We start from the raw sequence: 25,569 nt of genomic DNA, 5'->3' as shown, positions 1-25,569 counted from the left end.
GCCTCCCATGCAAGGCTGCGGTGACATCAGCAGTGTTTACATCATAGCCTTTAGATCGCCGGCGTCAGGCAAGCTCGAAATCCGCCGGAGGCGCAGGCTCGTCGGAATAGCGGAACACGTTGAGGTCGTCGCAGCGGATCGCCGGCTCGTTGCCGGAGATGAGGTCGGCTAGCAATTGTGCGGAGCCGCAAGACATCGTCCAGCCGAGCGTGCCGTGTCCCGTGTTCAGGAACAGGTTCGGCACGGCGGTGCGGCCGACAATCGGCGTGCCGTCCGGCGTCATCGGGCGCAGCCCGGTCCAGAACGTCGCGTTTGCGGTATCGCCGCCGCCCGGGAACAGGTCGTTCACGCACATTTCGAGCGTGTCGCGGCGCGCCTCGCGCAGTTCCTTGTCGAAGCCGACGATCTCGGCCATGCCGCCCACGCGAATTCGCTCCTCGAAACGCGTGATCGCGATCTTGTAGGTTTCGTCGAGCACGGTCGACACGGGAGCCTTGGCGGCGTCGGCAATGGGCGCCGTGATCGAATAGCCCTTCAGCGGGTACACCGGAATCTTGACGATGCCCGACAGAAATTTTGTCGAATAGGAACCGAACGCGACGACGAACGCGTCCCCGTGCACGAGCTTGCTGCCGTGCCGCACGCCGGCAATGCGGCCGCCTTCCAGCGCGAGCGCGTCGACGAGCGTGTCGAAGCGGAAGGTCACGCCGAGCTGCTCGGCGAGCGCAACCAGGCGCGTCGTGAACAATTGGCAGTCGCCGGTTTCGTCGCCGGGCAAGCGCAGGCCGCCGGTCAGCTTGTGCGCGGTCGCGGCAAGCGCCGGCTCGGCACGAGACAGCTCGGACGGCATCAGCAGTTCATACGCGACGCCGGCTTCCTTGAGCACCGCGATGTCTTTCGCCGCGCCGTCGAGTTGCTGCTGCGTGCGGAACACCTGCAGCGTGCCGCCGGTGCGGCCTTCGTACTCGATGCCGGTCTTGGCGCGCAGCGCTTGCAGGCAGTCGCGGCTGTATTCGGCGAGGCGCACCATGCGGGCCTTGTTGATCGCATAGCGCTCGGCGGTGCAGTTCTGCAGCATCTGCCACATCCACTGCAGCTGGAATTGCTTGTCGGCGTCGTCCGGCCGGATCGCGAGCGGCGCGTGCTTTTGGAACATCCATTTGACAGCCTTGAGCGGCACGCCCGGCGCGGCCCACGGCGCGGCGTAGCCCGGCGAGATCTGCCCGGCATTGGCAAAGCTGGTTTCCAGCGCCGGGCCGGCCTCGCGGTCGATCACGGTGACTTCGTGCCCGGCACGCGCCAGATAATAGGCGCTCGTCACCCCGACGACGCCGCTACCCAAGACGACAACTCGCATGGCTGCTCCGCAAAAGTGGGTGAGTCGATAGCGCTCGATGGTTCGAAATGCGTTGACTGAAGCGCTTGGCAATCGATCGCCGGCGAAGGACTGGCGCGATCGTCGCCGTTGCTATCGTATTACCTTAATTGCCGGCAAGCCAGTGGGAGGCGCGGCGAACTCGAATGGCGAGGATGCCTTCGAGCCTAGGAAGATTTTCCGCAGATAATAAAGTACTGCGAAATAATCCGCCAAGGCGGCCACGAAGCAGGGCTGTGGCGCACGGCATGCCGAACGCCCGCTGTGACGGACAGCGCGCGGCGGCAACGCGCAATCCGTGTCACATTCGCCACACTTGGCAGGCGTACACTGCAGACAAATACGGAGGGCAACGATGCGGATATCGGAATTGGAAGGTGCGTGGCTCGACTACTGGGTCGCTCGTGCAGCCGAGCTGCCCAAGCCGCGCGTCGACGACGGACTGTGCTGGGTCGAGGAGCCGCCGTGCGACGGCGACCCCGAGAGCGCGGTGGACGCGGCTTTTGTGCCGTCGACCGACTGGAACGAAGGTGGGCCGATCATTGACCGCGAGGGGATCAGCATCGTCAAGTTCGACGATTGCTGGGGAGCCGAGAAGAGCGTGGGGAACCGGCGCGAGATCGCGAAAGCGGATTTCCGGCATACCGGCGCAACGGCGTTGATTGCTGCGATGCGGTGCTACGTTGGCGAGCGATTCGGCGACGAAGTCCCGGATGAGGAGATGTCAGGCGATTAGGCGCGCGTCGTTCGCGCCACCGGCGTCTACAAGTCGCGTTCGGCTGCGCCGGTGCGCGCGTCGGCAAACTTGGCAAACGCAAACAACGCCGCTATCGCGAACGGGCTGGCAACGAAAAAAGCGGTCAACATGTTAGGGCCCCCCGAGACTCTTTTGCTGATTTAGTGTACCGATTCGAGCGCTGTCGATAATCCGTCGGAATCGCAATTCAGTGTTTGCGGACGTCCAACTATCGGAGCATTAAGCATCGTCTATTTACCGGAATCGGGCATACGCCATTTCGTTTGGCTGCGTACGTTTTCGCACCAACAATCGATTTAAATAGAGCAGCCAGCTTCAACGACGGTGCATCGCGTCGTTCCTACCGTCGTCGGCGCTTCGTGGGTTTCGGCGGTTGTCGAGGCTGGGAAGGGCGCCGCGGTTCACGCGACAGCGGGGAGCCGGCGGCAAGCATCGCGGCTCTCCCTTCGCGCTTCGCGTGGCGTTGACCGAGCCTCGCGGCCGACGCCGGATGCTCAGGGTTTCTTCGCCTGCAAGAGCGCCTTCAGTTCCTCGACGTGCTCCGACACGCGCTTGCTGACCACGGCGAAGCTGTCCGACTGCGTCTTGTAGGCCGTGTCCGCAAGCTCCTGCATGTCCGCCAGCGCCTTGTGCAGCGCTTGCTGCACCAGTTCGCCCGCGCTGGAGGACGGCGTGGCGCCCGAGGTGGTCAGTTGCGTGACGAGCGATTGCACCTGGCTCATCGTCGATTGCAGGATTTCCGCCTGTTTCTGGCCGAGCGTCTGCATGCCCGAGATCGCCGTGGCGTTGGCAGCCGCCAGTGCCTCGATGTCCTTGCGTTGCGACTCCAACACGGCGGAGACGTCGATCCCGGGGAGCTTGAACTTCTCGATCATCTTGGCGTATTCGGCGAAAAGGCTGTTGGGATTGGTGGTTTCCATGATCGCGGCTCCGAAAGGGATGGATGGGGACGGCAAGGCGGTAATGCATGGCGCGCGCACATGGTATCGCGCATCGCGCGCCAGTAATGTAGGGGCGTGCCCGGGCGTCATCCGTGCCCGTGTGCGACGCGCCCGGAGCGTCTACAGTGAATCCGTCGGCCGCGGCCATGCGTATTTTCACGGTGGCCCGCGCAAACGCCGGTTGCCGTGCTGCGCGGCCCGCGACGGCCTTTTCCCCGGCTTTTTCCTGATTTCGGAGGCGAACATGAAACGAATGGCGATGGTGCTGCGCGTGGCATTGTGCACGGCAGCGTGTGGACTCGCGGCTCACGGATACGCGCAAGGTCTGAGCCCTCAAGACGACATGTACGCGCCCGAGAACAGCACGCGCTTGATGCCGAACGCCGCGCGCGGCAGCGAGTATCCGACGCACGGCAACCAGCAGGCCGGCGAGCTGAATCTGAATCCGGCCGATCCGCGCGCCCAGCTCGTCAACGGCCTGCCGAACAATGTCGAATCCGGTGAATACGGCTCGCCGCTGGCCGGCGTGCGAACTTATGTGCGTCCGCAGCAGCCGACGAATTGAACGCCGATCGACACGCCAATCGGGCGCCGCTCGCCTATGCTATGCGTGCGATGCCTCGCACGCCGACGCTTCATGCGGCAGTTCACTAGGCCGCCCGGCGCGCGGCATCCGCGCGACTTCGTTATACGCACGAAGGAGGGTTCATGGATCAGGACGCACCGAGCGGCCGTAGCGGTCCGCTGCCTGCGCAGCAGGAGGAGCCGGACCGGTCGGCGTGCGCCGACATTCCCGGACAGATCGTATTCGTGCTGCAAGGCGGGGGGGCGCTCGGTGCGTACCAGGCCGGCGTCTACGAGGCGCTGCACGATGCGGGCGTCGAGCCCGACTGGGTGATCGGCACGTCGATCGGCGCGATCAATGGCGCGATCATCGCCGGCAATCCGCGCGAGCGGCGACTCGCGCGGCTCAGGGAGTTCTGGCGCCGCGTCGCGTATCCGGGCAGCGCGACGGGCGGCTGGTTTCCGTTCTGGGACGACTGGCTGCGCAATCTCGCGATCGTGACGCAGGGCATCTCGCCGTTCTTCACGCCGCGACCCGGGGCCTGGCTCGGCCTCCAAATGCCGGTCGGGGTCGACCAAGCCGCCTTCTATACGACCGAGCCGCTGCGCGAGACGCTCAACGCGCTCGTCGACTTCGACTATCTGAACGCGAAAGAGAAGGCGACGCGGCTGACGGTCGGCACGGTCGGCGTCGCGAACGGCCGGATGCGCTACTTCACGAATCGCGATGCCGCGTTTTCCGTCGATCACGTGATGGCGTCCGCGGCGTTTCCGCCCGGGTTTCCGTCAGTGCGCGTCGACGGCGAAACGTACTGGGACGGCGGCGTCTACTCGAATACGCCGCTCGAAGCTGTGCTCGACGATCATCCGCGCCGCAGCTCCGTGATTTTCGCGGTGCAGCTGTGGCCGGCCCACGGGCCCGAACCGGTTTCGATCTGGCAGGCGATGGGGCGTCAGCGCGACATCCAGTACTCGAGCCGCGCGGAGAGCCACCTCGAACGGCAGCGGCAGATCCACCGGCTGCGTCACGTGATTCGCGAGCTGGGCAAGCACATTCCCGAGGGCGAGCGCGATTCGGCCGCCATTCAAGAACTGCTCGCGTGGGGCTGCGGCACGACGATGCGGGTGATCGAGCTCGACGCACCGTGTTTCAACGGCGACGAGCTGCACAAGGACATCGACTTCTCGTCGAGCGGCATCGAGCGGCGCTGGGCCGTCGGCTACGACGACACGCTGCGCATGCTGCGGCGCGCGCCGTGGCGCGAGGACCCCGATCCGATGGAAGGCATCTCGGTGCATCGGATGGAGCGTGGGGTCGAGCGTTGAATGCATTCGCGCATGTCGCCGACGCGGCGCGCGACGCGGCCTATGGGATTGCACGCGAGCTGGCCGCATGGCGATCGTCGCCCGAACGCATGGGGTTCGCGGCGCAGGCGACGCTTTCGGTCGCGCTCGCCGTGCTGTTCGCGCACGCGCTGCATTTGTCGAACACCTGGTGGGCCGCGATCAGCGGCTATACCGTGATGCAGACGAGCCTCGGCGCGTCCGCGAAGCGCGGCCTGCATCGCGTGCTCGGTACCGTGATCGGCGCGATTGTCGGCGCGCTCGCCGGACCGTGGTTGGGCGGCTTGCCGTGGCTCTTCGTGCCGGTGCTCGGCGTGATCGGCGGGGTCTCGGTCTATCGCGCGATCGGTTCGGAGGCGAGCTACGCGTGGATTCTCGGCGCCATTACCGCGCTGATGGTCGCGTTCGAGGCCCACTTGCTCATGTCGATGAAAGCGAGCGCGGGGTTTGCGGTGTTGCGCGTCATCGAGGTGGTCGTCGGGACGTTGGCGTGCGTGCTGGTCTCGGCGCTGGCTCAACTCGTCGTCGTGCATCGCGGCATGGCGTGGCCCGAAGGAAAGGAAGCTTCGGCCTGGGCCATCTCGGTCTGGGCCGCGCATCGCGATTGGTTCACTCGCGTCGCGCAAAAGGCGCGTGGCAATGCCCAACCGTCAGCCGCCGCGGACGACGCCGCAACCGCCGAGCCCGCGGCGCCCGCGGGATTGGGCCCGGCGCCCGTCATCACGCTCGAGCCCGTGTCGTTTCAAGCCGCGCGCAAGCGTCTCGCGATGCAGGCAGGCGTGTCGATCGCGATTCTCACTGCGCTCGCGTATGTGCTGAACCTGCCGGGCTTCGCGCAGGCGATGGTCACGACGATCGCGGTCGTCGTGCTGCCCGCCGCTTCGATCGTCGACGACACGATACGCCCCGTGCTCGAAAAAATGGTGCAGCGTCTCGCAGGTTGCCTGTTGGCAGGCGTTATCGCTGTCGCGTTGCTGCCGGTGCTGCGCGGTGAAACGATCCCTTGCATGATCGCCCTCGCGCTGGGCGTGTGGGTCGGCTGTCATCTGCAGACGGGCAAGGAAGGCGCGAGCTATGCCGGTCGGCAGTTCACGATCGCGTTCATCATGGTCTTCGTACAGGATCATCAATGGTCCGCGGACCCGAAGCCTGCCTTGCTGCGGCTCGCGGGCATCCTCACGGGCGTCGTCGTGATCGGCGGCGTGATGCTCGCGACCGCCAGACGCGCCGACGGCGCCACGCATCACGCGTAGCGCCGTCGAATGGGCCCGGACCGGGCGATGAGGCGTTCGAGCTAATTGGCCGAGCTTACTTGCGATCGAGCGAGTACTTGCCGGGGCCGGCCGCGGCCAGGAACAGCAGGCCGCCGATGATGCTCACGTTCTTGTAGAAGTGGATCATGTTGTCGTAGCCGACCATGCCCGTCATGCTCCAGAAGTGGTGGGCGATGAGCGCGGTGCCGAGCGTGTAGACGGCGAGCACGAGCGCAAGCGGACGGGCATAGAAGCCGACCATGAGCGCAAGGCCGACGACCAACTCCATCACGACCGCAATGATCGCGGACAACTCCGGCGCGGGCGCGCCGGTCGTCGCCATATAGGCGACGGTGCCGGAAAAGCCGGTCAGCTTGTTCCAGCCGAATATCACGAAGAGCACCATCAACAGCACACGGGCAACCAGCAGGATCGCATCCTTGCGTTGCTCAAAAAGGTCGTATCTCATGTTCGTTCCTTTCGGGTAATCAGTAAAAATCAGATCGTAGGTTTCGGTCCAAAAGCAGAAGCGATCCGAGTTCGAATCAGGCGTACATGTCGGAGAGTTCGCGGTTGCGCAGATCGAACGCGAGCACTTCGGCGTCGCGGCCTTCCGCGAAAGTCAGCATGTCCTCGTTGCGAATGCGCGCGCCGTCGCCTTCGTTCAGGCGCACGCCATTGAGCACGACGGAGCCGCGCGCCACATGCACATACGCGTAGCGGTCCGCTTGCAACGGCAGGCTGGCCTTCTCGTCGCCGTCAAGGAGCCCAGCGTAGACGCGCGCGTCCTGCCGCAAGGCAAGCGACTCGCCTTCGCCGTCAGGCGACAGCACGAGCCGCAGCTTGCCGCGCTTGTCCGCAGCAGCGAAGTTCTTCTGCTGATAGCGCGGCGTTGCACCTTTCTCCGACGGCACGATCCAGATCTGCAGGAAATGCACGGGCTCGCTTCGCGAATGGTTGTATTCGCTGTGCGCGACACCCGTGCCCGCGCTCATCAATTGCACGTCGCCGGGCACGATGACGGAACCCGTGCCCATCGAATCCTTGTGCTCGAGCGCGCCTTCGAGCACGTACGAGAAGATCTCCATGTCCCGATGCGGATGCTTGCCGAAACCCTGGCCCGGTGCGACGCGGTCGTCGTTGATGACGATCAGGTCGGAGAAGCCGAGTTGCTGCGGATCGTAGTAGCTGGAGAACGAAAACGAGTGGCGCGAGCTGAGCCAGCCGTGCTCGGCGCGGCCGCGTTGGCTGGCGTGGCGGACATCGATCATTTAAATCTCCGTTGTTTCGTTGAGGGCATCGTTGCAACGCTGCCCTGATGCGTTGACGAAATTTTAGGTCAATCGATGGGCATATAATCGCGTCGGGTTGAGAATCAATGTCGCATTTAGGTTGACAATCAGGCGAGGCACGGATGCAGCTCGAAGACATGAAGATTTTTGTTGCGACGGTCGATGCGCGCAGCTTCACGGCGGCGGCGAACCGTTTGCAGCTATCGAAACAGTTCGTGAGCCGGCGGGTCGCGGCGCTCGAAGAAAGCCTCGGCGCACGTCTTCTCGTGCGCAACACGCGCAAGCTTGCCGTGACCGATCTCGGTTACGAGTTCCACGAGCGCGCGCGGCGCATCCTCACGGAAGTGTCGGACGCCGAGCAAGCGATGTCCGCGCAGCGCGCCGAGCCGCGCGGCCTGTTGCGCGTGAGCGTGCCGATGTCGTTCGGCATGATTCACCTGTCGCCGCTCGTCGCCGAATTCTTGCGCGCGCATCCGGACGTGCGCTTCGATATGCAATTGAGCGATCGCGTCGCCGACGTGGTCGGCGAGGGCTTCGACATGGCGGTGCGGATCGGCACGCTCGCCGATTCGACGCTGGTCGCGCAAAAGCTCGCCGAGGTGAGGCTCGTCGCGTGCTGCAGTCCTGGCTACAAGCGCAGGCGCCGCGCGCCGGCCACGCCCGCCGATTTGGAGCGCCATGCGTGTCTGCTGTACGGGGAGGAAGGGCGCTCGGGTTGGGAGTTCATCGTCGATGGCGCGCGCGAGATGTTCGATGTGCGCGGCCCGTTGCGCGCGAACAATGGCGAGGTGATCCGCGATGCGGCGATCGCGGGGCTCGGTATCGCGCGGCTGCCGGAATTTATCGTCGCGGATGCGTTGGCGAGCGGCAAGCTCGTTGAAGTGCTCGAGGATTTCTCGCGGTCGTCGTTTACGGTCTATGCGGTGTATCCGCAGCATCGTCAAAGCTCGGTGACGATCCGCGCGTTTACGCAGTTCTTGCGCGAGCGTCTGGCGAAGACATTGGGTGCTTGACTAGCTTCGCTCCTCGCGCGCCTCATGAGCTGGTGCTTGAGTCTGAGCGTTCGGCGACGTCGCGCCGCAGGCGCGAATGATCAGCGCGACCACTTCTTCGGTCGCCGCATCGAACGCCTTTTTCGACAACGCGCGCTTGCCCGATAACGCCTGGATCTGCGCATCGAAATCGGCGTAATGCTGGGTGACGGCCCAGATCATGTAGAGCAGCGTGCGGGCATCGATCGGCGCAAGCAGGCCGCGCGCCACCCAATCGTTGATCACGATGACGCGGGTTTCCATCCAAGGCTTCACGCGCTCTGACAGGATGTCTTGCATGTGCGCCGCGCCTTGAATGATCTCGCTCGCCCACACCTTCGATCCAAGCGGCCGCCGCCGCGACAGCGCCATCTTCGCGCGCACGTAGCCGCCGATCGCTTGCACCGGATCGTCACTGCCTTCGAACGTATTGGCGGCGCGATGCCATTCCTCGAACACGTCGTCGAGTACGCGGCGATAGAGATCGAGCTTGGTCGGGAAGTAGTAGTGCAGGTTGGCTTTCGGCAGGCCCGCGCGCTCCGCGATCAGCGCGGTGCTCGCACCTTCGAGCCCGCGTTCGGCGAAGACCGCTTCCGCGCACGCGAGCAAGTGCGCTTCATTCGTGTGACGGATGTGCGCCTTGCGGCGCCGCATCGGTTTCGATGTTTCTTCGTGTTCGTGGTCGACTGCACGCGTTTCGTTGCTCTTCATCATCGGCCTCGTTCGGCTTGCCTGCCGCGTCGCGCCTCATTGTAGTCGCAATCTCGTGGTTCGCATGGGGCGTGTCGCAAGCGGCCTGGTGTCTCGTCGCGCGGGTCTGCTGCAGTGCAATGGCATGCTTTTCGCTGGGTTAGAACCCATTGAAATATCAAAATTAATGGTCTACAACCTGTCCAATCGGACAGGATTGGAGAGGCGGGAAATCGGATGTTAGCCGGAGCCGCAAAGCGATGCACCGACGCAGGGCGACATGCCCCAAAACGATAAGGAGAGGCACAGATGAGCGCAGTCACGGAGCAAGGTTTGGAAGCGCTGGTCAAGGTGAACGGCCGGCGCTTGTGGGACAGCCTGATGACGATGGCGAAGATCGGCGCGACGAAGAAAGGTGGCGTTTGCCGGCTCGCGCTGACCGATCTCGATCGCGAAGGGCGTGACCTGATCGTGAGCTGGGCCAAGGAGGCCGGCTGCACGGTCACGGTCGATCAAATGGGCAACGTGTTCATGCGGCGTGCCGGCCGCAACGCGTCAGCGGCACCGGTGATGACCGGCTCGCACGCCGATTCGCAGCCGACGGGCGGCCGCTTCGACGGCATCTACGGCGTGCTCGGCGGCCTGGAAATCATCCGCAGCCTCAACGATCACGGCATCGAAACCGAGCATCCGGTCGAGGTCGTCATTTGGACCAACGAAGAGGGTTCGCGCTTTGCGCCGGCGATGGTGGCCTCGGGGGTGTTCGCGGGCGTCTTCACGCTCGAATACGGGCTCTCGCGCAAGGACGTCGACGGCAAGACGATCGGCGAGGAACTGCGGCGCATCGGCTATGCGGGCGATGTGCCATGCGGCGGCCGGCCGATTCACGCGGCGTTCGAGCTGCACATCGAGCAAGGCCCGATTCTCGAAGCCGAACATAAGACGATCGGCGTCGTCACCGACGCGCAAGGCCAGCGCTGGTATGAAATCGTGCTGACGGGCCAGGAGGCGCACGCGGGCCCGACGCCGATGCCGCGCCGCCGCGATGCGCTGCTCGGCGCGGCGCGCGTCGTCGATCTGGTGAACCGCATCGGGCTCGATCACGCGCCGTTCGCGTGCGCGACGGTCGGCATGATGCAAGTACATCCGAACTCGCGCAATGTGATTCCAGGGCGCGTGTTCTTCACGGTCGACTTCCGCCATCCCGACGATGCCGTGCTCGCTCAGATGGACGCCGAATTGCGCAAGGGTGTCGCGAGCATCGCCGACACCATCGGCCTCGATACCCAGCTCGATCAGATCTTCTATTACGCGCCGATCGCATTCGACAAGGCGTGTGTGAACTCGGTGCGCCGCGCCGCCGAGCGCTTCGGCTACTCGAACCGCGACATCGTCTCGGGCGCCGGACACGACGCCTGCTATCTGTCGCAGGTCGCGCCGACGTCGATGGTATTCGTGCCGTGTGTCGACGGCATCAGCCACAACGAGATCGAGGACGCGACGCCCGAATGGATCGAGGCCGGCGCGAACGTGTTGCTGCACGCGATGCTCGAGCGTGCGAGCGAGCCGGTTTCATGACCCTGTCGGCGATGGCCGATTCGCCGCCGGGGTTCGGCGGCCAACGGTCCATCGATCGATTTAGCCGCTACTTTTAAGCGTATTCAGCAAGGTGTGCCCAACCCGTATTCCGGCTTCGCGCGAGCGAGGCCGGCGGGCTCCGTTCGTCCTCTTTTTTGTGTAGGAGCGCGCATGACCACGAAGGAAACCGGCGATATCGCGACCGGCCGTCTCGGCGCCGATCGACTCGCGTGCGAGTTCGCCGATATCGCGCCGCTGCTCGACGCAGGCGCGGCCGCGGTTGCCGCGAGCCGCTGCCACTACTGCTACGACGCGCCGTGCGTGAACGCTTGCCCGACGCAAATCGATATCCCGAGCTTCATCCGCAAGATCGGCAACGGCAACGTGAAGGGCGCGGCGCTCGACATCCTGTCGGCGAATCCGCTTGGCGGGATGTGCGCCCGCGTGTGCCCGACCGAGATCCTCTGCGAAGGCGCTTGCGTGCGCAACCATCAGGACGGCAAGCCGGTCGCGATCGGCGCGTTGCAGCGGCATGCAACCGATTGGGCGATGGCGCGCGGCGAGACGCTCTTCAAGCGCGCGGCGGATAGCGGGCGCCATGTCGCCGTGGTCGGCGCAGGGCCTGCCGGGCTGGCGTGCGCGCATCGTCTCGCGTTGGCGGGGCATCGCGTGACGCTCTTCGACGCGCGAGAAAAAGCCGGCGGCCTCAACGAGTACGGGATCGCGGCTTACAAGACCGTCGATGACTTCGCTCAGCGCGAAGTGGAGTGGCTGTTGTCGATCGGCGGTATCGAATTGCGCTCGGGTGTCGCGCTGGGCCGGGACATGAGCCTCGCCGACTTGCGCCAGCAGCACGATGCCGTGTTTCTTGCGGTGGGGCTCGCGGGTGTGAAGGCGCTCGGCGTCGAAGGCGAAACGCTCGACGGCGTGCTCGACGCAGTGGACTTCATCGCACGGCTGCGCCAATCCAAGGATCTCGCCACGCTGCCCGTCGGCCGCCGCGTGGTCGTGATCGGCGGCGGCAATACCGCGGTGGATGCCGCCGTGCAAAGCAAAAAGCTCGGCGCGCAGAGCGTGACGATGGCGTACCGGCGCGGCGTCGACGCGATGAGCGCGACGTGGGCCGAGCGTGAATTCGCGCAAACGCAGGGCGTTTCGCTGATTCTCAACGCACGTCCGGTGAGGGTGCTCGGCGATGGTCGAACCGTCACGGCTGTCGAATTCGAATGGACGCGTGAAGACGAAGCAGGGCGGCTCGCCGACACGGGCGAGCGCTTCACGGTCGAGGCCGATATGGTGCTCAAGGCGATTGGGCAGACATTCGTTGCCGCCGGCGTCGATCGCGAGATCCTCACGCTCGACGGCGCGCGCATCGCGGTCGACGCCGAGTGCCGCACGTCGCTCGGCGACGTCTGGGCGGGCGGCGACTGCGCGGCGACCGGCCTCGATCTGACCGTGCAGGCTGTGCAGGACGGCAAGCTCGCGGCGGCGTCGATCGATCGTGTGTTCGCGCGCACGGCAGTGCGAGCGGCCTAGGTGCATCTAGCGGCAAAGAGATAGATGCGCGCGCAACGATAGTCGTCAGCGCGCCACGCAAACGACACAGACACCCCACGGAGCCGAACATGGCCGATCTTCGCTGCACGATTGCCGGCATCACGTCGCCGAACCCCTTCTGGCTCGCGTCCGCGCCGCCCACCGACAAAGCCTATAACGTGAACCGCGCGTTCGAAGCGGGCTGGGGCGGCGTCGTCTGGAAGACGCTCGGGCTCGATCCGCACGTCGTCAACGTCAGCTCGCGCTACGGCGCGGTGCAATGGAACGGCCAGCGCATCGCGGGCCTGAACAACATCGAGCTGATCACCGATCGCCCGCTCGACGTCAATCTGCGCGAGATCGCGCAAGTGAAACGCGACTGGCCCGACCGCGCGCTGATCGTCTCGTTGATGGTGCCGTGCAACGAGCGCGACTGGAAATGGATTCTGCCGCTCGTCGAAGACACGGGCGCCGACGCGGTCGAGCTGAACTTCGGCTGTCCGCACGGGATGAGCGAGCGCGGCATGGGCTCGGCGGTGGGCCAGGTGCCCGAATACGTCGAGATGGTCACGCGCTGGGTGAAGGAAGGCACGCGCCTGCCGTGCCTCGTGAAGCTCACGCCGAACATCAGCGATATCCGCCTCGGCTCGCGCGCGGCTTTTAAAGGCGGCGCCGATGGCGTTTCGCTGATCAACACGATCAACTCGATCGTCGCGGTCGATCTCGACCAGATGGCGCCGATGCCGACCGTCGACGGCAAGGGCACGCACGGCGGCTATTGCGGCCCGGCCGTGAAGCCGATCGCGCTGAACATGGTGGCCGAAATCGCGCGCGACGTGGAAACGCCGGGGCTGCCGATCTCCGGCATCGGCGGCATCTCGACGTGGCGCGACGCCGCCGAGTTCATCGTGCTCGGCGCCGGCAGCGTGCAGGTGTGCACGGCGGCGATGCATTACGGCTTCCGGATCGTGTCCGACCTCGCGGACGGTCTCTCGAATTGGATGGACGAAAAAGGCTACGCGACGCTCGACGACATCCGCGGCCGCGCCGTGCCGAACGTGACGGACTGGAAGTATTTGAACCTGCAGTACGACATCAAGGCGCGTATCGACCAGGACCGCTGCATCCAATGCGGCTTGTGCCATATCGCGTGCGAGGACACGTCGCATCAGGCGATTACGCGCGAGAAGGACGGCGTGCGCCACTTCGAAGTGATCGACGAAAACTGCGTCGGGTGCAATTTATGCATGCACGTGTGCCCGGTCGAGCAATGCATCACGATGGAGCGCGTGGACAGTGGTGCGTATTCGAACTGGACGACGCATCCAAACAACCCTTCACGTGTGCAGCAACAAGACGAGACCGACGTGGCCGCGAAAGCGGCTTGAACGATCGCAACGATTGGAGAACCTTCAATGAATCAATCCGCGGGAACCAGCGACACGCTGATGCAGGCAGGCGTATCGGGCAGCACGCTGTACAACGACGACCTGGCGCCGACGGGCCAAGCCCAGCGCACTTGGAAGTGGTATCACTTCGCCGCGCTGTGGGTCGGCATGGTGATGAACATCGCGTCGTACATGCTCGCCGCGGGCTTGACCGAGCAGGGCATGTCGCCGTGGCAGGCGGTGCTGACCGTGCTGCTCGGCAACACGATCGTGCTCGTGCCGATGCTCCTGATCGGCCACGCGGGCGCGAAGCACGGCATTCCCTACGCGGTGCTCGTGCGTTCGTCGTTCGGCACGCAGGGGGCAAAGCTGCCTGCGCTGTTGCGCGCGATCGTCGCGTGCGGCTGGTATGGCATTCAGACGTGGCTCGGCGGCAGCGCGATCTATACGCTCTTGAACATCCTCACCGGCAACGCGCTGCAAGGCGCGCCGCTCGCGGTCATCGGCATTTCGGCGGGACAGGCCGCGTGTTTTCTGTTCTTCTGGGGCATTCAGATCTACTTCATCGTCAACGGCACCGATTCGATCCGCTGGCTCGAAAGCTGGTCCGCGCCGATCAAGGTCGTGATGTGCGTCGTGCTCGTGTGGTGGGCGACGTCGAAGGCAGGCGGCGTGGGCTCGATGCTCGCGACGCCGTCGCAGTTCGTTGAAGGCGGCAAGAAGGCGGGCCAGTTCTGGGCGACGTTTTGGCCGAGCTTGACGGCGATGGTCGGCTTCTGGGCAACGCTCGCGCTCAACATCCCCGACTTCACGCGCTTCGCGAAAACGCAGCGCGATCAGATGGTCGGGCAGGCGATCGGCTTGCCGCTGCCGATGGCCTTGCTGTCGGTGATTTCGGTCGTCGTGACATCGGCGACGGTCGTGATCTTCGGCAAGGCGATCTGGGACCCGATCGACCTGACGAGCCGCATGACGGGCATCGGCGTCGGCATCGCGCTCATCATCCTCACGCTCGACACGATGTGCTGCAACTTGGCGGCGAACCTCGTCGGCCCCGCGTACGACTTTTCGAGCCTGTGGCCGAAGGGCATCTCGTACAAGACGGGTGGCCTCATCACCGCGACGATCGCGATCGTGATGATGCCGTGGAAGATCCTGGCGACGACGCAGGGCTACATCTTCACGTGGCTCGTCGGCTACTCGGCGCTGCTTGGGCCGGTGGCGGGGATCATGATGGTCGATTACTTCTTCGTGCGCGGCACGAAGCTCGATCACGCGGAACTGTTCGACGAGAACGGCGAATACGCGTACACAGGCGGCTGGAATATCGCGGCGGTCGTCGCGCTCCTGATTGGCGTGCTGCCGAATCTGCCGGGCTTTTTGAATACCGCGTTTCCGGCTGCGTTTCCGAACGTGCCCGACGCGTTCAAGAGCCTCTACACCTATGCGTGGTTCGTGGGCCTCGTGCTCGCGGCGCTCGTCTACGGCGTGTGGATGAAGCTCGGCAAGCGCGCGAGTCCGCGCGTGGCGAGCGCGTAGGGCCTGTTATCAGCGCGAACAGGCCCTAACCGATCGAGAATCAACTGAAGGAGACAGCAGCATGGCAATCCTGATACGCGGCGGCACGGTAATCGACGCCAACGAAACCTATCGAGCCGATGTGCTGTGTGACGACAGCGCATCGGGCGGCACCATCGCGCAGATCGGCGCGGATCTCGACGCGCCGGCGGGCGCGACGGTGATCGATGCCGGCGGGCAATACGTGATGCCGGGCGGCATCGATCCGCATACTCACATGGAGCTGCCCTTCATGGGCACGCGAGCGAGCGACGACTTCTACACGGGCACCGCGGCCGGGCTGTCGGGCGGCACGACGAGCATCATCGACTTCGTGATTCCGAGCCCGAAGCAGCCGTTGATGGGCGCATTCGAAGAATGGCGCGGCTGGGCTGAGAAAGCGGCGGCGGACTATGGCTTTCACGTCGCCGTCACGTGGTGGGACGAATCGGTGCATCGCGACATGGGTACGCTCGTGCACGAGCACGGCGTATCGAGCTTCAAGCACTTCATGGCCTACAAGAACGCGATCATGGCCGACGATGAAGTGCTCGTGAACAGCTTCATGCGCTCGCTCGAACTCGGCGCGCTGCCGACCGTGCACGCCGAGAACGGCGAGCTCGTGTTCCGTCTGCAGCGGGAACTGCTCGCGCGCGGCTTCACGGGTCCCGAGGCGCATCCGCTGTCGCGTCCGCCGGAAGTGGAGGGCGAGGCCGCCAATCGCGCGATCCGCATCGCGCAGGTGCTCGGCGTGCCGGTGTACATCGTGCACGTCTCGGCCAAGGACGCGCTCGACGCGATCATTCGCGCGCGCAGCGAAGGCCAGCGCGTGTTCGGCGAAGTGCTCGCGGGCCATCTCGTGATCGACGAATCGGTGTATCGCGATACCGACTGGGGGCGCGCCGCCGCCCACGTGATGAGCCCGCCGTTTCGCACGCAACAGCATCGCGACGCGCTATGGCACGGGCTGCAAGCGGGCCACTTGCACACGACGGCCACCGATCACTGCGTGTTCTGCGCCTCGCAGAAAGCCATGGGCCGCGAGGACTTCACGAAGATTCCGAACGGCTGCGGCGGTGTCGAAGACCGCATGTCGGTGCTCTGGCACAACGGCGTGAACACGGGGCGCCTGACGCCGAACGAGTTCGTGCGCGTCACCTCGACGAACGCCGCGCAGATCTTCAACCTGTATCCGAGGAAAGGCGCGGTCGCCGTGGGTGCCGACGCCGATTTGGTCGTCTGGGACCCCGAGGCGTCGAAGACGATCTCGGTGAAGACGCATCACCAGAACGTCGATTTCAACGTGTTCGAAGGCATGACGGTCAAAGGCGTCGCGACGCATACGATCTCGCGCGGCAACTTGGCATGGGCGAACGGCGATCTGCGCGCGCAGCGCGGCGCCGGGCGCTACCTGAAGCGGCCGCCGAACCCTGCCTACTTCGAGGCGGTGCGCGTCGCCAATCGGCTCAAGGAGGTGGAGCCGGTCGCGCGTTGAGCAGAAGCCCGCGCATCGATTTCCGATGCTTGGGGCGGCCGTCGCTGTCGACCGGGGTTAGTGCTTCAGCACTTACTCCGGCCCCATGCAGAGCTACGCTACAATGACCGCCGCCCTAAAAAACGGAACCTCAATGAAGATTCGGATTTCGCTGCTCGCGTGCCTGAGCGTCGCGCCCGTCCTGATCGCGGGCTGCGTGCTGTACAAGAACCCCAGCGCCTGCGAACAGCAAATGCGCAGCATGGCCAGCGAGAAATTCCCGGACGGCAAGCTCTCCATCTCGCATGCGGGCGTGGCGATCAAGGGATCGCGCGTTGTCGTCGAGGGGACCATCGAGAGCACGCCGGCGGCGGCTTCGGCGGCGCTGGCGGTGTCGGCGCCTGACGAGGCGGCGGCGGAAGCGTCCGCTGCGGTGGCGTCGGCTTCGAGCGCCGCGTCGACGGCTGGGGCCGCTTCTGCCGCTGCGCCGGCGTCGGCAACCGCTGCGGCATCGGCCGCCGTGGCATCGGCGAAACCGAAGAAGGTCAAAACGCCGACTGCTGCCGAATGTCTCTTCAAGGGTGAAGAACTGGCGTCGTTCACTTGGCTCGCCCCCTCTGCTTGGGTGACGCCGGCCGATTCCGACAGCCAGTAAATCCGCAGTCGCGCCCGCCGTTGCCTGGTCCGCTGGCCCGAGAGGGGCCGCCGGGGCGCCGGACCGTCCCATCACCGTCTTGCCGCCATAGTGCTACGATTTTCGATCAGCGACTGTGACACACGGAGGCGGATATGGACGGATTCGTAAGGCATCAAATCGAAGGCGCGTCCGTCGACATCGAGGTGATTCCCACCGCGCCGCACGGATTTGCCGCGCGGTTCCGGATTTTCTGCGACGCCACCGACGAGCCCGACTGGCACGCCGTCCACGTAACGAACGGCGTATTCGACACGGCGCAGGAAGCGGAGGAGGCGGCCAAGTCGGTCGCGCTCGTACGCATCCTGTCGCATGGCGACCGCAAGCACTGATTCGCCGCTGGCTCGAGTGGGCGGCGCGCGCCGAATCGTTACTCCAATGCGGCCAACACGTCCGCCGTCGAGCGCACGCGCCCCATCCGCGGAAAGATATGCTGGGTGACGAAACGGTGTGCGTCTTCCGCCATGCTCGTCATCGCATCTTCGACGAATACCAACTCGTAACCCTGATCGAACGCGGTGCGCGCGGTCGATTCCACCCCGAAGTTTGTCGCGATCCCGCCCAGCATCACGGTCCGAATGCCGCGCCGGCGCAGTTGTTGTTCGAGATCCGTGCCATAGAACGCGCCCCATTGACGCTTGGTGACCAAGACGTCTGACGGCTGGCAGCCCGCCTCGGCAACGAGTTCGGATGCGCTGGGCGGCGGTAGCGGAGCGTCCGGCGCACGCAAGGGCGCATCGGCCGGCACATGCAGCAACTCATGCACATTCACGCGCACATAGACGATCGTGCCGCCAAGCTGGCGCAGCTTCGCCGCGAGCGCGGCGCAGCGCTCGACGACTTGAGGACCCGAATAGGGCGCGAGCGGGCGTCCCACGTTGCTGTGCTGCAGGTCTATCAAAACGAGGGCGGTGGTTTTCGGATCAAACGAAATCGGGGTCATGTGATGCTCCATAATCTGAGGGTAGCCTCACATTGGATTGTACGCCTAAAATGTGAGGATGGCCTCAGATAACTCACAAACCAGACGGCGCGTGCCGCAGCGCGCGCACGGAGAACGCCGGGTGGCGTCTCTGCTCGACGCCGCCGCGTCGGTGTTCGCCGAGCGCGGCTACGACGCCGCCACGATGACGGAAGTCGCCGAGCGCGCCGAGGTGTCGATCGGCGCGGTCTACCAGTATTTCCGGAACAAAGAGGCGCTCGCTTACGCGTTGCGCGTCCAGTACGGCAATGAAATGGACGCGAGCTGGAGCTCGCTCGAGACGGAGGGCGACGCGCTCGCCGTGCCCGAGCTCGTCGAGCGGATCTTCGATTTGCTGATCGAATTCATGACGGCGCGGCCCGCCTACATCCCGTTGCTGAGCGCACCGATCGGCTATTCGCGCGACCCTGCCGCGCGCGACCGCTTGCGCGAGCGATTCGCGAAGGTGTTTCAGCGGCGCAAGCCGGAGCTGTCGGCCGAAGAGGCCAAGCGGATCGCCAACGTGACGCTGCAAGTGGTCAAGGGCCTGAACCCCCTTTACGCCGATGCGAAACCGCGCGAGCGGCGCGCGCTCGTTGCCGAGTTCAAGACCGTCGTGACGGCCTACTTGAGCGCGCGCCTCGATTGAGGCCTTAGAACGCGTAGTACGGTCCAAGCCCGGCGGGCGTCGGCTGCCCTTCGATCGCGGTGAAGATGCGCCGTCCGTAAAAGAATGGCAATCCCCAGTCGAAGACGCCCGCGGCCGGTCCGGCGAGGTTGCCGAGCGCCGCATTGCCGGTTGCGAACAGCGTGATCTGGTTCGCGACCGAGAATGCCGCCGACGTCGTACCGCCGCTCGTGCCGCTGAACGTGGCGGAGAAGCGCTGTTCGGTCGAGGGGCAATACCAGTCGCTGCATTGCGGCAGCGACGCGTTCGAAAAAAAGAGGCCGTTCGAGCCGGTATCGAAGAAGCTCTGCGGGAACGTTGCGCCGTCCACGGTGCTCGTCACGTAGATCGTGTCGGCGTTCGGCTGGAGCACCGTCGCGTTGCCGAGCGCATTGTTGTGCTGACTGCCGATGCCGAAGATCATCGAGCCGCTGACCGAGGCCGCGCCGAGGTCGGCGACGGCGGGCAAGTCGATGATGACGCCGTTGTTGTCCGTGGCGAACTGGCTGACCGGATTGCTGACTTGCTGCGCAAGCGGCTGCGCGCTCGCGGCGCACGCGCCGTTTGCCGGACACGCGTAGTACCAGCGCGGCAGCGCCGAGTTCGCGCAGCCGTTGCCGCAATCGGCGCCGAAGAGGCCGATGCCCAGGATGCCGTTCGCGCGCAGGCTCGTGCTGTCCTGCATTGGTGCGCCCGTCTGCGCGCAATCGGAGGCGACCGTCGGCACCGACGCGTCGGCGATCACCTGGATCGGAATCGCGGTGGCGAGCTCGCTCGCGAGCCGGACATCGGCGCTGCGCACCGCGCCCCAGGTGTAGCCGCTGCCGAACACCGCGCATTCGGCGGCAGGAGCGCCGCTGCCGGACGGCACGGCGGGCAGCGCGAGGTTCGAGGTCAGCGCGGAAGCGAGAATCCGCAGGCCGTACGATCCGGTATCGACCTGAATGTTGTCGATCGTCTGGCATTGCGACGTGCTCGGCGCGCACACGGTCACGCTGGTCATCAGCATGTTGGGCGTGCCGCTCGGCGTCGAGGCGACGACGATCGGCTGCACATTGGGCGTGGTCGACGGCGTGACGGTCGTGTCAGCCGGATTGGACGTGTTGCCGCCCCCCGTGTTCTGGCTCGGCGGCGACGCGCTCCCCGCGGAGGCGGCACTCCCGCCGCCGCTACTGCCGCCGCCGCCGCATCCCGCCAGTGCGCCGCAGACAAGGAGACCGAGCGCGAACCAGCGTGTCGTTCTTGTGAGCATCGCATGCCTCCCTAGCGCAGATCGTCGATCGAGACGCCGGCGGGCAATGCGCCGGGCAGCCACGCCCGGCCGATGTAGCTGCGCATTTGCCCGCCCGATTCAACGACGAAATCCCCTTGCTGGACACGCCCCGCGTGCCGGTTCAGCGACGTCGCGGCACCTGATTGGAACGATTCGAAGCGCGCGCCGAGCAGCTTGTGCAGATCGGGCATCGTCGGGCCGTCCCAGGTGTAGGCGACGATCCGGCCGTTCGCCGTGGCGTATTCGCGGATCGTCGTGCCGCCGTCGTCGACCGTTGTCGTGATGCTCAAAGCGCCTTCGGCGCCATTGGATTGGGTGAGCGCGCGGGCGGCGGGCATGCCGGCGAGTGCGGCTCGCGTGCCGCCCAATTGAGCGTGTGCACTCGTGCAAAAGGTCATGGACAAGGCAAGCGCGGCTAGCCAAGCGGCGCGAGCGGGCGTGGTGCTTCTCATCAGGCTGTTTCCCTCAATTTCTCGATACGTCTGATTTTTAAAATTGCTTTTGGACGATAGCATCGGCGGGGTTTCGCAGGACCCCTAAGCCTGGAGAGGGCGGAGAGCGGTCTCGAAAAAATCGCGCGCGAATCGATTGAATGCCTTACGCAGCAAGGCAGTGATCGGTCATTCCGGTGACGGAGGAGATGGCTAAAATGGTTGCTGAGTGTTAAATCTCGCGAACAGGCAACCGACTGCCCGCTCCGCCCGGGTAAGCCGCTTTTTGCACAGGCCCGCCCGGGACCGGTAAAATGCGCGGTTGATCCACGGAAATATCGCCGTGGCGTAGCCGAAGGATTCCTAGAACATGACTGATCTTCGTTTTACCTCGCGGTTCGCAGCACTGCTGTTGGCTGGCGGCCTGGTTGCCGGTTGCAGTTCGCCGTCGCCTACCAAGGTCGACTACAAGAGCGATTCGAAGTCGAAACAAGTGTCGCTTGCCGTTCCGCCCAATATGCTCGAGGAAACGTCCGATCAGCGTTCGCTGCCTCCGCAGGGCGGCGCGACTTCGCTTTCCAGCCTCGAACAGACGCAACAGGCCGCGCCGAAGGCCGATACCGTGATTCCGCCGGTCGCCGGCATGCATATCCAGCGCGACGGCACCGAAAGCTGGCTCGTGGTCGACAACAAGTCGCCGGACGACGTCTGGCCGCAAGTGCGCCGCTTCTGGCAGGAGCAAGGCTTTCTGCTCGTCGTCGATCAGCGCGACAAGCACGTGATGGAAACCGACTGGAACGAAACACGTGCGTCGATCAACGAAGGTCTGATCCGCGATACCTTGACGAAGGCGATGGGCAACTCGTATGTGGCGGCCGAGCGCAACAAGTACCGTACGCGTCTCGAAGCGGCGCCGAACGGCGGCACCTACGTGTTCATCAGCCAGAAAGGCTTGCACGAGGCGGTGACAGGCGTCAACAACGACCAGACCCAATGGCAAGCCAAACCGAATGATCCGGCGCTCGAAACCGAGTACCTGAAGCGGCTGATGGCGTCGCTCGCGCGGGCGAACTCGAGCGGCGACATGACGGTCGCGTCGGTGGACCAGCCCGCCAGCGGCACGACGATCGACGCGACGCCGCAAGTGGCCGCGAAGCCGGCGGCAGCGGGCGCGCAAACGGGCGTCGCGGCGATTGCCGCGCAAAACGTCGCGCAAGCCGCGAAGACGTCGGCGCCGGCCGCTTCGCCGGCGGCGAGCGGTCAATATACGTCGACGGAACTCACGCTCGACGAGCCGTATGAACGCGCATGGCTGCGTGTCGGCATTGCGCTCGACCGCAGCAACTTCACCGTCGACGATCGCGATCGCAACCGTGGGCTGTACTTCATTCGTTACGTCGACCCGAATGACAAGTCCTCGGAGGAGCAGGGTTTCTGGAGCCAGGTCTTCCACGGCCGGAAGGAAAAGGAAGCGAAGCAATATCTGCTCAACGTTCGTGCGGTGACGCCGAATCAGACGCGCGTGGCGGTGATTGACGCCAAGGGCGAGGTCGATACGTCGCGTCCAGCGAAGGAAATCATGGGGCTCGTGATCGACCAGTTGCGCTGATCCTGTTTTAGCGCGCTGAATCCAGCGTTCGATGCAAGCCCGCCTCGGCAACGAGGCGGGCTTTTTCATTCGCGGATCCGAAACGAAGGGTGGGTCCGTCGCCAGTGGGAAGGTGGGACGTACCGTGACGTTACGGCGTAACGCCACGGCGGAAATGGTGCTTTCGCGCGCGAGCGAAAAATTAAGTCATGAAAATCAAAGGCGTAACGAGGCGTGTTGGCTTGGCACGCAAGCTGCTGTGTCTGAGTGGAAGGCAAAAACAGGGAGAGGGGCACGCGATGAGCCGTTCATTCACCGCGTGCCCGGCCGATGATGATCCGCGCTCCGCGCAGGTCGGATGGCCCCGTCGCCTTTCCTCGTAGGGCGGCGGTTCAAACAAAAACGGCGCCCTCGCTTCGAGGGCGCCGCTTGCGGCTTAGCGTATTGGAACCGTGCTGCAGGCGGCGCTCAATGCGCGGCTTGCGGGACGTCCAGAATCAGAATGATGGTCCAGTCGGCATCGCCTTCGTGGTGATATTGCCGTTCCGCGACGATGAACGGCTGTTGTTTGCCCGACGGTCCGAGAAACAGCACATCGCCTTCCATCGGCAAACACTCGACCGGCGGCAAGGCGAGATACGCCTCCTGCGAGCCGCGCGGCATCAGCTTTTCAATTTTGCGGGATGCGGCTTCGGTCCATTCGATATCCAACTGGATGTTGCTCATTCTGTCCTCCGCACCGGGGTGCGCACGGGTTGGGAAAATTCGGTGCGCGACTGTAGCATACCGTCGCGAAGCGGCCGCAAACAAAAAAGCCGAAGCCGGCATAACCGGCTTCGGCTGCTTGCCTGGGGCGTGCGAACTTACTCGCCTTCCTTCTTCGCCATCGGCTTCTTGTGATGATGCATCGGCTTTTGCTTCATCTCTTGATGGGCGGGCATGGCTTCCTGCTGCGACTGCAGGGCTTGAGCACGCTGCTCGATATCCGCGGCCTTTGCCGGGTCCGTGCTTTCGGTGATGCCGTTATCGGTCTGCGCATGCGCAGCACCTGCCAACGCCGACAAAGAAACCAAGATAGCCAGGGATACTTTCTTCATGAATACCTCCGTGCAGGGTGGTTAATTGGTAATGGACGCAAATGTATGGCCTGTCCGGCTGGACACTGCATTCTAGCGACCTATCGGCACTTCAACCGAGGGTGTATGAGAAAAGTGACGGATCGTTACATTTGGTTACAAGTGCGTCGAGGCTCGAAAGGACGTGCCTCGGAAGCAGGGCGAGCAGATTCCGGGCCCGACTGCCGCGCGGTTGATGCAGGCGAGAATCCGCGTCGAAAAAACTTGGACTCCGAATCAAATGCCGGTGCTGCATGTTTGCCTATTGCCAACGCCTGCTGGTGTCAGAACCATCCGATCGCGCAATAGACGTGGAATTGTGCAATCCCGATCAATTCGTGCAGCGCGACTTCGGTGTTGACCAAATTGGTGTAGCGGGGCAGCACGCCGCGCCGGATATGCCGCGCGTTCGATACGATCGGATGCGGCGACAGCCCGAACCGCGCGAAATCGAGCAACGCACGGGGCATCTGATACGCCGATGTCACGAGCATCAACGAATCGTAACGTTCGCCGCGTAGTATGCGAGCAACGTTGCGCGCGTTTTGATAGGTGTTGAGGCTGGTGTTTTCGAGCAACACGTCAGTTTTCGCGACATGAAGACGCAACAAATAAGGAGCGTAATTATCGGCCTCGCTGGTTTCGTGCCGCTGCGGATTGCCGCCGCTGAGGATGACTGTGCAAACGGCCTCGCGACGTTTGCATTCGGCGTAGAGCTCCGCCGCCTTGGCGATGCGAATCATGGCGTCGCGCTTGGGAACGAGGCTGCCGTTATCGTCGTGCTCGGTTCCGTCGCCTAGCACGATGAGTGCGGTGCGCGGTGCGAAGATTGCCTGGCGCTCGCGCGGAACGTCAGGTTGCGCCCAGTCGAGCAGGGGTGCCGCGAGCCAGCCCGTCGCAAGGAGCCAAAATGTCCCGATGCCCGCGATCGCGACGACAAGCCGCGCACGGCGCCATAGTAGAAAAACCGCGAAAAAAAGCGCGAATAAAGTGAATAAGATCAATTGACTTGGGGTAACGTATCAGTTTCGAGGCAATTCATGGAGCTGTCATCACGTCGATTTAAGACGTATCGCGGCGGCATGAAATGAGCGCTCCACGGGCGTTCGAACGGGGGCTCGAAATTATAGGTGGTACATTGGAATGGCGGTCGCGCCGAACTTGCCGGGCTCGTGATCCCCGGTTTGTCCGACGCAGCCGGGCATCATCGGCCGCGCGGCATTGCGCCGTGTGAAGCCGTGTCATGGCTGCACTTTAAGAAAGAATCGAGATGACCACGTATTCCAACGAAGCGGTACTCGAGGCGCTCAGGCGAGTGCAATATCGCCAGGTTCCATGGGCCAAGCGCCCAAGTGTCTTCCAATATCTACGCAATCTCGGCTTGATGGATATCGTCCGCCAACGCACGGTCGCTCCGGCACCCGGTTTCCATGCGCCGGTCGACATCGCTGTTCTGACCGACAAAGGCCGTGCTGAATTTGCGCGTCTTGCGCGCGACGAACGGGCGCTGAGTTGGGAATCGCAGCGCACGCATGACTACGCACTGGGCGAAGCTTTCGCCGCGGCCGCATTGGAAGCGCGCTCGTAGCACAAACCCGGTCTGCCCTTGAGGTCGTTGCGCGAGCAACGGATTTTATCGGGGCAGCTCGCATTGACGCCGGTCCACGCGTCATCCGAAAAAAAAGCCCGTATCGCGAGGATACGGGCTACCGGATATTTGCTGCTGCCACGCTGTGCTCATGGCAATTACTCCGACTTCGACTATGCCGGGTGGTTCCCGTTATTTTCGCAACGCGTCACGGTTGCCGGCGGTTTTCGCCGCCTCGGGCGGGTTCGGCGCGCGAGCGGGCGTTACTGGCGATGTCGCCGCGCAAATCGCCGCGAGGCACAGTCGGAGTGATTTGAGGTCCGCGCGGGTCGTTTTGCGGCAGGGATTGAATCGGTGCGCCGTTCGACTGACGGTTCCAGTCACGGGGAGCGTGCTGCGCGTGGGCGGCAACAGTCGCCAGCGAAACCACGACACCGCACAGTAGCAGTGACATTGATTTCATGGTGGCTCC

26 protein-coding genes are annotated in these 25,569 nt (G+C 64.3%); 15 read left to right on the top strand and 11 right to left on the bottom strand.

All coding sequences use genetic code 11. From position 1 onward, the window contains the following. Positions 1-64 precede the first annotated feature (64 nt). Positions 65-1,357, bottom strand: a complete 1,293-nt coding sequence (locus FAZ95_RS12915) for a D-amino acid dehydrogenase (protein WP_137332827.1) — start codon at positions 1,355-1,357, stop codon at positions 65-67. Positions 1,358-1,730: 373 nt separating this feature from the next. Between FAZ95_RS12915 and FAZ95_RS12910 the strand changes: the two genes are divergently transcribed. Beyond that, on the top strand, positions 1,731-2,111 hold the full coding sequence (locus FAZ95_RS12910; protein WP_137332826.1) for a phage protein NinX family protein: 381 nt from the start codon (positions 1,731-1,733) through the stop codon (positions 2,109-2,111). A 515-nt stretch (positions 2,112-2,626) separates the two neighbouring features. Here FAZ95_RS12910 and phaP read toward each other — a convergent pair. Continuing rightward, on the bottom strand, positions 2,627-3,052 hold the full coding sequence (gene phaP, locus FAZ95_RS12905; RefSeq protein WP_137332825.1) for a TIGR01841 family phasin: 426 nt from the start codon (positions 3,050-3,052) through the stop codon (positions 2,627-2,629). A gap of 265 nt (positions 3,053-3,317) precedes the next feature. On the opposite strand from phaP, the gene FAZ95_RS12900 reads away from it, so the two are divergent. The 3 genes from FAZ95_RS12900 (at position 3,318) to FAZ95_RS12890 (ending at position 6,234) form a co-directional block, all read left to right on the top strand. Continuing rightward, positions 3,318-3,638, top strand: a complete 321-nt coding sequence (locus FAZ95_RS12900) for a hypothetical protein (protein ID WP_137332824.1) — start codon at positions 3,318-3,320, stop codon at positions 3,636-3,638. 143 nt (positions 3,639-3,781) lie between these two features. Then, positions 3,782-4,963: a patatin-like phospholipase family protein gene (locus FAZ95_RS12895; RefSeq protein WP_137332823.1), complete on the top strand. Its 1,182-nt coding sequence runs from the start codon at positions 3,782-3,784 to the stop codon at positions 4,961-4,963. Further along, on the top strand, positions 4,960-6,234 hold the full coding sequence (locus tag FAZ95_RS12890) for an FUSC family protein (RefSeq protein ID WP_254699692.1): 1,275 nt from the start codon (positions 4,960-4,962) through the stop codon (positions 6,232-6,234). Before FAZ95_RS12895 ends, FAZ95_RS12890 begins: the two co-directional genes overlap by 4 nt. A gap of 55 nt (positions 6,235-6,289) precedes the next feature. On the opposite strand, the gene FAZ95_RS12885 is transcribed toward FAZ95_RS12890, so the two are convergent. Together FAZ95_RS12885 and FAZ95_RS12880 are read right to left on the bottom strand one after the other, a co-directional pair. Beyond that, the gene (locus FAZ95_RS12885) at positions 6,290-6,703 is read right to left on the bottom strand and encodes a DoxX family protein (RefSeq protein ID WP_137332822.1); all 414 of its coding nucleotides are present in this window, start codon (positions 6,701-6,703) and stop codon (positions 6,290-6,292) included. A gap of 76 nt (positions 6,704-6,779) precedes the next feature. Continuing rightward, positions 6,780-7,505, bottom strand: a complete 726-nt coding sequence (locus tag FAZ95_RS12880; RefSeq protein ID WP_137332821.1) for a pirin family protein — start codon at positions 7,503-7,505, stop codon at positions 6,780-6,782. Between the two features lie 143 nt (positions 7,506-7,648). Between FAZ95_RS12880 and FAZ95_RS12875 the strand changes: the two genes are divergently transcribed. Next, a complete protein-coding gene (locus FAZ95_RS12875; RefSeq protein ID WP_137332820.1) occupies positions 7,649-8,539 on the top strand; it encodes a LysR family transcriptional regulator in 891 nt (296 codons plus the stop codon). On the opposite strand, the gene FAZ95_RS12870 is transcribed toward FAZ95_RS12875, so the two are convergent. After that, entirely contained in the window at positions 8,540-9,268 is a 729-nt protein-coding gene (locus tag FAZ95_RS12870; protein WP_137332819.1) for a TetR/AcrR family transcriptional regulator, read from the bottom strand. A gap of 288 nt (positions 9,269-9,556) precedes the next feature. Between FAZ95_RS12870 and FAZ95_RS12865 the strand changes: the two genes are divergently transcribed. The 7 genes from FAZ95_RS12865 to FAZ95_RS12835 all read left to right on the top strand — a co-directional run bounded on the left by FAZ95_RS12865 (position 9,557) and on the right by FAZ95_RS12835 (position 17,806). Beyond that, entirely contained in the window at positions 9,557-10,825 is a 1,269-nt protein-coding gene (locus tag FAZ95_RS12865; RefSeq protein ID WP_137332818.1) for a Zn-dependent hydrolase, read from the top strand. 171 nt (positions 10,826-10,996) lie between these two features. Beyond that, complete coding sequence (locus FAZ95_RS12860) at positions 10,997-12,361, top strand: NAD(P)-dependent oxidoreductase (RefSeq protein WP_137332817.1); 1,365 nt, start codon at positions 10,997-10,999, stop codon at positions 12,359-12,361. An 89-nt stretch (positions 12,362-12,450) separates the two neighbouring features. Then, complete coding sequence (preA, locus tag FAZ95_RS12855) at positions 12,451-13,749, top strand: NAD-dependent dihydropyrimidine dehydrogenase subunit PreA (protein ID WP_137332816.1); 1,299 nt, start codon at positions 12,451-12,453, stop codon at positions 13,747-13,749. 27 nt (positions 13,750-13,776) lie between these two features. Further along, the gene (locus tag FAZ95_RS12850) at positions 13,777-15,288 is read left to right on the top strand and encodes an NCS1 family nucleobase:cation symporter-1 (protein WP_137332815.1); all 1,512 of its coding nucleotides are present in this window, start codon (positions 13,777-13,779) and stop codon (positions 15,286-15,288) included. A gap of 61 nt (positions 15,289-15,349) precedes the next feature. Next, the gene (hydA, locus tag FAZ95_RS12845) at positions 15,350-16,801 is read left to right on the top strand and encodes a dihydropyrimidinase (protein ID WP_137332814.1); all 1,452 of its coding nucleotides are present in this window, start codon (positions 15,350-15,352) and stop codon (positions 16,799-16,801) included. A 133-nt stretch (positions 16,802-16,934) separates the two neighbouring features. Next, the gene (locus FAZ95_RS12840) at positions 16,935-17,435 is read left to right on the top strand and encodes a hypothetical protein (protein ID WP_137332813.1); all 501 of its coding nucleotides are present in this window, start codon (positions 16,935-16,937) and stop codon (positions 17,433-17,435) included. A gap of 134 nt (positions 17,436-17,569) precedes the next feature. Continuing rightward, positions 17,570-17,806, top strand: coding sequence for a hypothetical protein (locus FAZ95_RS12835; protein ID WP_137332812.1), 237 nt, complete (start codon positions 17,570-17,572; stop codon positions 17,804-17,806). A gap of 38 nt (positions 17,807-17,844) precedes the next feature. On the opposite strand, the gene FAZ95_RS12830 is transcribed toward FAZ95_RS12835, so the two are convergent. Beyond that, on the bottom strand, positions 17,845-18,417 hold the full coding sequence (locus tag FAZ95_RS12830) for an isochorismatase family protein (protein WP_137332811.1): 573 nt from the start codon (positions 18,415-18,417) through the stop codon (positions 17,845-17,847). 121 nt (positions 18,418-18,538) lie between these two features. Here FAZ95_RS12830 and FAZ95_RS12825 point away from each other — a divergent pair, with 121 nt between their 5' ends. Then, the gene (locus tag FAZ95_RS12825) at positions 18,539-19,084 is read left to right on the top strand and encodes a TetR/AcrR family transcriptional regulator (protein ID WP_254699691.1); all 546 of its coding nucleotides are present in this window, start codon (positions 18,539-18,541) and stop codon (positions 19,082-19,084) included. A gap of 4 nt (positions 19,085-19,088) precedes the next feature. Here FAZ95_RS12825 and FAZ95_RS12820 read toward each other — a convergent pair whose 3' ends face one another. Beyond that, the gene (locus tag FAZ95_RS12820; RefSeq protein ID WP_137332809.1) at positions 19,089-20,354 is read right to left on the bottom strand and encodes a DUF3443 domain-containing protein; all 1,266 of its coding nucleotides are present in this window, start codon (positions 20,352-20,354) and stop codon (positions 19,089-19,091) included. 11 nt (positions 20,355-20,365) lie between these two features. Beyond that, on the bottom strand, positions 20,366-20,827 hold the full coding sequence (locus FAZ95_RS12815; protein WP_137332808.1) for a DUF2844 domain-containing protein: 462 nt from the start codon (positions 20,825-20,827) through the stop codon (positions 20,366-20,368). A 349-nt stretch (positions 20,828-21,176) separates the two neighbouring features. On the opposite strand from FAZ95_RS12815, the gene bamC reads away from it, so the two are divergent. Beyond that, positions 21,177-22,415, top strand: a complete 1,239-nt coding sequence (gene bamC / locus FAZ95_RS12810; RefSeq protein WP_137332807.1) for an NlpB/DapX family lipoprotein — start codon at positions 21,177-21,179, stop codon at positions 22,413-22,415. Between the two features lie 447 nt (positions 22,416-22,862). Here bamC and FAZ95_RS12805 read toward each other — a convergent pair whose 3' ends face one another. From FAZ95_RS12805 to FAZ95_RS12795, 3 genes are all read right to left on the bottom strand, one after another. Then, the gene (locus FAZ95_RS12805; RefSeq protein WP_137332806.1) at positions 22,863-23,120 is read right to left on the bottom strand and encodes a DNA-binding protein; all 258 of its coding nucleotides are present in this window, start codon (positions 23,118-23,120) and stop codon (positions 22,863-22,865) included. A gap of 137 nt (positions 23,121-23,257) precedes the next feature. Next, a complete protein-coding gene (locus tag FAZ95_RS12800) occupies positions 23,258-23,491 on the bottom strand; it encodes a hypothetical protein (protein WP_137332805.1) in 234 nt (77 codons plus the stop codon). Positions 23,492-23,793: 302 nt separating this feature from the next. Next, complete coding sequence (locus FAZ95_RS12795) at positions 23,794-24,513, bottom strand: YdcF family protein (RefSeq protein ID WP_137332804.1); 720 nt, start codon at positions 24,511-24,513, stop codon at positions 23,794-23,796. 266 nt (positions 24,514-24,779) lie between these two features. On the opposite strand from FAZ95_RS12795, the gene FAZ95_RS12790 reads away from it, so the two are divergent. Beyond that, positions 24,780-25,097: a hypothetical protein gene (locus FAZ95_RS12790; RefSeq protein WP_137332803.1), complete on the top strand. Its 318-nt coding sequence runs from the start codon at positions 24,780-24,782 to the stop codon at positions 25,095-25,097. Positions 25,098-25,569: the final 472 nt, after the last annotated feature.

Origin of the sequence: Trinickia violacea, assembly GCF_005280735.1 — a bacterium.
Taxonomy (GTDB): domain Bacteria; phylum Pseudomonadota; class Gammaproteobacteria; order Burkholderiales; family Burkholderiaceae; genus Trinickia_A; species Trinickia_A violacea.
This window is presented reverse-complemented; position numbering and strand designations above follow the sequence as displayed.